This window comes from Neobacillus drentensis (assembly GCF_036962765.1).
Taxonomy (GTDB): Bacteria; Bacillota; Bacilli; order Bacillales; family Cytobacillaceae; genus Neobacillus; species Neobacillus drentensis_C.
Genome location: NZ_JBALOS010000090.1, coordinates 1 through 7,023, shown reverse-complemented (window position 1 = coordinate 7,023; position 7,023 = coordinate 1). Strand labels below are relative to the sequence as shown.

6 protein-coding genes and 1 pseudogene are annotated in these 7,023 nt (G+C 37.3%); 6 read left to right on the top strand and 1 reads right to left on the bottom strand.

Annotated elements, in window-relative coordinates; all coding sequences use genetic code 11:
- Positions 1-121 precede the first annotated feature (121 nt).
- The gene (locus tag V7137_RS12970) at positions 122-508 is read left to right on the top strand and encodes an FxsA family protein (protein ID WP_335698475.1); all 387 of its coding nucleotides are present in this window, start codon (positions 122-124) and stop codon (positions 506-508) included.
- A 44-nt stretch (positions 509-552) separates the two neighbouring features.
- Here V7137_RS12970 and ytvI read toward each other — a convergent pair.
- A pseudogene (ytvI, locus tag V7137_RS12965) lies at positions 553-1,660 on the bottom strand (sporulation integral membrane protein YtvI).
- A gap of 217 nt (positions 1,661-1,877) precedes the next feature.
- Here ytvI and V7137_RS12960 point away from each other — a divergent pair.
- The 5 genes from V7137_RS12960 (at position 1,878) to V7137_RS12940 (ending at position 6,734) form a co-directional block, all read left to right on the top strand.
- Positions 1,878-2,339: a DUF441 domain-containing protein gene (locus V7137_RS12960; RefSeq protein WP_335698474.1), complete on the top strand. Its 462-nt coding sequence runs from the start codon at positions 1,878-1,880 to the stop codon at positions 2,337-2,339.
- A gap of 274 nt (positions 2,340-2,613) precedes the next feature.
- Positions 2,614-3,732: a citrate synthase gene (gene citZ, locus V7137_RS12955; protein ID WP_335698473.1), complete on the top strand. Its 1,119-nt coding sequence runs from the start codon at positions 2,614-2,616 to the stop codon at positions 3,730-3,732.
- 139 nt (positions 3,733-3,871) lie between these two features.
- Positions 3,872-5,140 carry an NADP-dependent isocitrate dehydrogenase gene (icd, locus tag V7137_RS12950; RefSeq protein ID WP_335698472.1) on the top strand — a complete coding sequence of 423 codons (1,269 nt, stop codon included), beginning with the start codon at positions 3,872-3,874 and terminating at the stop codon, positions 5,138-5,140.
- Between the two features lie 92 nt (positions 5,141-5,232).
- Positions 5,233-6,171, top strand: coding sequence for a malate dehydrogenase (gene mdh, locus V7137_RS12945; RefSeq protein WP_335698471.1), 939 nt, complete (start codon positions 5,233-5,235; stop codon positions 6,169-6,171).
- Positions 6,172-6,257: 86 nt separating this feature from the next.
- Complete coding sequence (locus V7137_RS12940; RefSeq protein ID WP_335698470.1) at positions 6,258-6,734, top strand: MaoC/PaaZ C-terminal domain-containing protein; 477 nt, start codon at positions 6,258-6,260, stop codon at positions 6,732-6,734.
- The last annotated feature ends 289 nt before the right edge of the window (positions 6,735-7,023 follow it).

Genomic DNA, 7,023 nt, shown 5'->3' with positions numbered 1-7,023 from the left:
AACAGGCAAGTTTATCAGAGCCAAAAATTAAAGAAGGGGAGACCCTTCTTTTTTATATCATGACAAAATGATCCCCATTCGTAATATAATGAAAATAAGCCTTAAGGAAAGGGGACAATCTATGCGTTATTTATTTATATTGATCATATTAATCCCAGCTCTAGATATAGGTGTACTGCTTCTTTCAGGTAACGTAATTGGTGTTTGGCCAACCATTGCACTAATTGTATTGACAGGAATCATAGGGGCGTATTTAGCCAAGAGAGAGGGCTTGCAGACGATCCGCAGGGTGCAAGATCAGTTGAGCTATGGTCAACTTCCTGGAGATGCTTTATTAGATGGGATATGTATATTAATCGGTGGAACACTGCTATTAACACCTGGATTTATTACAGATGTTACTGGCTTCTTCTTCCTTTTTCCGCCAACCCGAAAACCGATTAAATATTTACTTATAAAAATGTGGAAAAGAAGGATTAATAAAGGAAATATAAAAATAATTAAATAAAATTCAGCTTCGAGTTTTTGAAGCTGACTTTTATTTTTTTAGCATTATATTTCTTTTCCCATTATAAATCCCCATAAATCATGAAAAACATTGGCTCGATAAAGAGTGGTGATGATGACTAATGTTACAGGACCAACAATTAGACCAAGTAATCCAATTAATTTAAACCCAACGAATAAGGCAATTAGTGTCGCTAATGGGTCTAGCCCAATATTAGAAGAAAGGATTTTTGGCTCCATGATTTGCCGTTGAACAAGGACAATGATATAAAGCACTCCTAAGCCGATGGCAAGTCCCATATTACCTCCGATCGCCACATAAATAATCCATGGGACAAATACGGCACCTGTCCCAAGGTAGGGAATGATATCAACAATTCCAGTTACCAAGGCAATCGTAATCGCATAATCCACCCGTAGGATAAGCAAGCCAATAAGGATAATTACGGTTGTAATTGAAATCAGTGTTAATTGGGCTTTAATAAACCCAAACAATGCCTTTTTTAAATCAATAAACACAGACCTGCTGCTTTTTTTAGCTTTCTCGGGTAAGAGTCTGCCTCCTAAGGAAGATAAACGGTACCAATCTTTACTGATAAAAAAAGTTGCCAATAATGAAAAGATTAAAACCGTCGCTGCATTTGGAAGCCAAGCGATAATATTTGGAATAATTCCAAAGAGATTTTGAATAAAATTACCAACAGTAGTGCCAATTCTAGTTCCGACATTTTGAATATTACTAATAATTGTATCTTGCTGCCCAGAATCAAGTTTTTTAAAGACACTGGATAATTGGTCGTAAATCGGTAAAATTTGTGCTGTGAAATATTTTTCTATATATTCTATTAACGTATCTAGGTGTTCCGGTACTACCGTAGATAAATAATTTGCTCCAGAAACAATCTCAGCTACTAAGAGTGTAATAAGTCCAGCGAATAAAGCAAATATAATTATTAGTGCAATAAAAACAGCTAATGCACGAGGCATTCTAGCCTTTCTTNNCTACAAGTGGATTAATTAAAAACGCAATTAATAGACCAATTAAAAATGGATAGGTCACTTTTGACAAAAAATAAAAAGACAAAAGTCCCAAAACAATTGCACCGATGACAATGATAAATCGTATAGTCCGGTATAAATAATTTAGGTTCAAAAACAAACCTCCCTTTATATGCAAATATCGTAGTTCTAGTTTAACATCTTATAAAATTATCTGCATATTTTTCCAGATAAATATAAATCAGCAAAATATTACGAACATTTTTTCGAGAAAGATTCGAGTATGGATTAGACAAAACCAGACATAAATATACATTTCGCTCTTACGAAGGCATTATGGTACTATAATTTAGATCATGGAAGGTGAGAACATGTTTAATGAGTCAATATTATTTTTACTATTATTGCTAGTCATAGGTTTTATTGCCAAAAACAGTTCCTTAATGATTGCAATTGCTGTTCTTCTTGCTTTAAAGGTAGGAGGATTAGATACAAAAGCTTTCTCATTTATACAGTCCAAAGGGATTAATTGGGGGGTAACCATTATCACCATTGCTGTATTAGCCCCAATTGCAAGTGGAGAAATCGGTTTTAAAGACTTAACTGGAGCATTTAAATCATCGTATGCTTGGATAGCTCTTATCTCTGGAATGATTGTCGCGATGCTGGCAAAAGGAGGAGTAAAGTTGTTAGCTGATGACCCGCAGATTACGACAGCATTAGTACTTGGAACAATCCTTTCTGTGTCTATTTTCAAAGGTGTAGCAGTAGGTCCATTAATTGGTGCTGGAATCGCCTATATGGCAATGAAAATTTATAGTTTTTTTACGTAGATTTTTTGTGAAATAATATTTTTTCACTTTTCGAAGCCTTTCCATTCACAAAAATCTGATAATTGTTTATAATAGGCTTGTAAGCGTTTCTTTTTTTACATAAACCACATATATATGCTGATTTGCTTATTAATTTATTTATGCCTAAAGGAATAGCATTTTAATTGTTTGCTTTTTACCCGAGCAATCGCTCAGTTAATTTAAAGGATGGATAAAGGGAATATTTTTATTTTACTGGTATGGGGAAATTTAGAATAAGAAGGAGAGATTTACTATGACAGTAACACGCGGTCTTGAAGGGGTAGTCGCAACAACTTCCTCCATCAGCTCAATTATTGATGATACGCTCACGTATGTTGGCTATGACATTGACGATTTAGCTGTGAATGCTAGTTTTGAAGAGGTAATCTATTTATTATGGCATCGCAAATTGCCGACTGCAGACCAGTTGGCAGAATTGAAAAAACAACTTGCTGAAAATTCAGCACTACCTCAGGAAGTAATTGAACACTTTAAGTTGTTTCCAATTCAAGAAGTACATCCAATGGCGGCCCTTCGTACAGCCGTTTCGCTTTTAGGCATTTATGATGATGAAGCTGATTTAATGGATACGGATTCAAATTATCAAAAAGCGATTCGTCTTCAGGCAAAAATGCCTGCGATTGTTGCAACATTTGCTCGCGTTAGAAAAGGGTTAGAACCAATTGCTCCTAAGCAGGAATTAAGCTTTGCAGCCAATTTCTTATATATGTTGACTGGGAAGGAACCAGCAGCCATTGCGGTTGAAGCGATTGATAAAGCACTCGTTTTACATGCGGACCACGAATTAAACGCATCCACATTTACTGCACGTGTTTGTGTAGCGACATTATCGGATGTTTATTCTGGAGTAACAGCTGCAATTGGTGCTCTTAAGGGTCCACTACATGGCGGTGCGAATGAAGCTGTTATGAAAATGCTTAAAGAAATCGGTACGCTTGAAAACGTAGAGCCTTATGTACGTGGAAAGCTTGAGAAGAAAGAAAAAATCATGGGCTTTGGCCATCGTGTTTATCGAAATGGAGATCCACGTGCCAAGCATTTAAGAGCAATGTCTAAAAAATTAACTGAACTAACAGGCGAACCACACTGGTATGATATGTCCGAAAAAATCGAAAGCATTGTTACGGGTGAAAAGAAATTACCACCTAACGTGGATTTCTACTCCGCTTCTGTTTATCACAGCTTAGGGATTGACCATGATTTAATGACACCTATTTTTGCAGTAAGCAGGGTATCAGGCTGGCTCGCACATATTCTTGAACAGTATGAAAACAATCGTTTAATCCGCCCTCGTGCAGATTATACAGGTCCTGGAATGCAAAAATATGTACCAATCGAGCAACGAGGTTAATATTTACTTTTGTTGCAATTATTGGTCTAATAGGAATGTATGAAAAGGTTAGAGACTCACATCTCTAACCTTTGGTAAGACAAAGGGTGGACAATGCTCTTTATTTAGCTTTTTTTACATAATAGGAGGGAATACAACTATGCAAGGCGAAAAAATTACAGTTACAAACGGAGTATTAAACGTACCAAACAATCCAATTATCCCATTTATTGAGGGAGACGGGATTGGACCTGATATTTGGGCTGCTTCTGAGAGAGTCTTAAATGCAGCAGTTGAAAAAGCCTACAAAGGTGAACGCAAACTAGTATGGAAAGAAGTTTTAGCAGGTGAAAAAGCATTCAACAAAACTGGCGAATGGCTTCCATCAGAAACACTAGATTTAATCAATGAATATTTGATTGCTATCAAAGGCCCATTAACGACTCCTGTTGGTGGAGGAATTCGTTCGTTGAACGTTGCTCTACGTCAAGAGTTAGATTTATTTGTCTGCTTACGTCCGGTAAGATGGTTCGAAGGTGTTCCTTCACCAGTTAAGCGTCCACAAGATACTGACATGGTTATTTTCCGTGAAAACACTGAAGATATTTATGCTGGTATTGAATATGAAAAAGGTACAGAAGCAGTAAAGAAAGTAATTGACTTCTTACAAAACGAAATGGGTGTTAAGAAAATCAGATTCCCTGAAACTTCAGGAATTGGAATTAAGCCAATTTCTGAAGAAGGAACAAGCCGCTTAGTACGTGCAGCAATTAACTATGCTATTAAAGAAGGCCGTAAATCAGTAACACTCGTGCACAAAGGTAATATCATGAAATTTACTGAAGGCGCGTTTAAAAACTGGGGCTACGAGCTTGCTGAAAAGGAATTTGGCGATAAAGTCTTTACATGGGCTCAATATGACCGCATTAAAGCTGAGCAAGGTTCAGATGCGGCAAACAAGGCACAAGCAGATGCAGAAGCTACTGGAAAAATCATCGTAAAAGATGCCATTGCAGATATCTTCTTACAACAAATCCTTACACGTCCACGTGAGTTTGATGTTGTTGCAACAATGAACTTAAATGGGGACTTCATTTCAGATGCACTTGCAGCACAAGTAGGCGGTATTGGTATTGCACCAGGCGCTAACATTAACTATGAAACAGGACATGCTATTTTTGAAGCAACACATGGTACTGCTCCTAAATATGCTGGTCTTGATAAAGTGAATCCTTCATCCGTTATTTTATCAGGTGTGTTACTGCTTGAGCACTTAGGCTGGAATGAAGCAGCTACTCTGGTTATTAAATCTGTTGAAAAAACAATTGCATCCAAAGTTGTAACTTATGATTTTGCTCGTTTAATGGACGGAGCAACAGAAGTTAAAACTTCTGAATTTGCTGACGAGCTAATTAAGAACATGGATTAAAAAATTGATGCAGATGAGGGCTGTTAGTTAATAGCCCTACCTGCATTTTAAGGTTTAAGACCAACAAAAAACGTACAAAGGGGAGAGTCAAAATGTCATTAAAACGTAAAAAGGTATCTGTTATCGGCGGAGGATTCACCGGAGCAACTACAGCATTTTTACTTGCACAAAAGGAACTAGGAGATGTAGTTCTTGTTGATATCCCACAAATGGAAAATCCGACAAAAGGTAAAGCATTAGACATGCTTGAAGCAAGTCCAGTTCAAGGCTTTGATGCAAATATTACTGGTACTTCAAACTATGAAGATACTAGTGATTCTGATATTGTTGTGATCACTGCTGGTATTGCACGTAAACCTGGTATGAGCCGTGATGATTTGGTTCAAACAAACCAAAAGGTTATGAAAAGTGTAACACAGCAAATTGTGAAGTATTCCCCTAACTGTACGATTCTAGTGTTAACAAACCCAGTAGATGCTATGACCTACACGGTATTTAAAGAATCAGGCTTCCCTAAAAACCGTGTAATTGGCCAATCCGGTGTCCTAGATACTGCACGTTTCCGTACATTTGTTGCTCAAGAATTAAACCTTTCTGTTAAAGACATTACAGGCTTCGTATTGGGTGGACATGGTGATGACATGGTTCCGCTTGTACGTTACTCTTATGCTGGTGGTATTCCGTTAGAAACATTAATTCCTAAAGATCGTCTCGAAGCAATTGTGGAACGCACAAGAAAAGGCGGCGGTGAAATTGTAAACCTTCTTGGTAATGGAAGTGCTTATTATGCTCCTGCTGCGTCATTAGTCGAAATGTGTGAAGCAATCCTTAAAGACCAACGCCGCGTTCTTCCTTCCATTGCATATCTTGAAGGAGAATTTGGTTACGATGGCATCTACCTTGGCGTACCAACAATCCTTGGTGCAAATGGTATAGAAAAAGTAATCGAACTTGAATTAACTGCAGACGAAAAAACTGCTTTAGATAAATCAGTTGAATCCGTTCGCAATGTTATGCAAGTATTAGTTTAAAAAAATAAAAGAGAAATTCGGGGTTACAAAAGTTCCCCGAATTTCTTTGTATTTATATGCAACCGCTTACACGGAGGTGGAGTTTCATGCTTTTAGGTAAAAAGAGAAAGCTAGGCCGTAAGATTGAAGAAATTACTGTCGGTGAAAAATTATCTATGACTGAAAAAATAGAAGACAAGGATCTCCTGCTTTATCTAGGATTAACTGACGATGCGAATCCCCTCTATATTCAGCATGATTATGCATCACAGACTCCTTTTGAAAAACCGATTGTTCCAAGTATCATGCTGACAGGCATGATCACCTCAGCCATCTCAAAATATCTACCTGGTCCAGGGAGTCATATTTTAAGCCAAGAAATCTTGTTTCCTAAACCTGTTTACCATTATGGATCGGTCGAGTTCTTGTTCGAAGTGATTGAAGTATCAAGAGATGAGCATACCATTGTAATTAGTGTCCTAGGAATCAATGAAAAGAACGAGCCTGTCATTCAAGGCAAGGTGAAAGTTTGCCCGCCACACCGCTTAGAAGAAATACATGCGAAGACATTGGATAATTTTTGATAAAAAAGTGGAAATAATGTATAAATAAAAGGAATGTGACCAATTCACATTCCTTTTTTGTTAAGGCTCTTTTCGTAAACTTTATTGCTTTTGGAGTTAAATAAAGCTCATTTACTAGGTCTCTAGGCAATTTCGCTAATGTTCTTACGAAAAGATGCCACGAAGCAACTTGTTGTACGGGTTGATGAACTTATACGAAAAAAACAATCTTGCGTAAATAGCCTTACATAAGAACTTGCAAGGAGGAGGTACACACATTGCAGCTCATTTTGTTTGTATGCACAGGAAA

Coding starts and splice junctions, on each gene's coding strand:
- V7137_RS12970 (WP_335698475.1), top strand. CDS start 122: ATGCGTTATTTATTTATATTGATCATATTAATCCCAGCTCTAGATATA.
- V7137_RS12960 (WP_335698474.1), top strand. CDS start 1,878: ATGTTTAATGAGTCAATATTATTTTTACTATTATTGCTAGTCATAGGT.
- citZ (WP_335698473.1), top strand. CDS start 2,614: ATGACAGTAACACGCGGTCTTGAAGGGGTAGTCGCAACAACTTCCTCC.
- icd (WP_335698472.1), top strand. CDS start 3,872: ATGCAAGGCGAAAAAATTACAGTTACAAACGGAGTATTAAACGTACCA.
- mdh (WP_335698471.1), top strand. CDS start 5,233: ATGTCATTAAAACGTAAAAAGGTATCTGTTATCGGCGGAGGATTCACC.
- V7137_RS12940 (WP_335698470.1), top strand. CDS start 6,258: ATGCTTTTAGGTAAAAAGAGAAAGCTAGGCCGTAAGATTGAAGAAATT.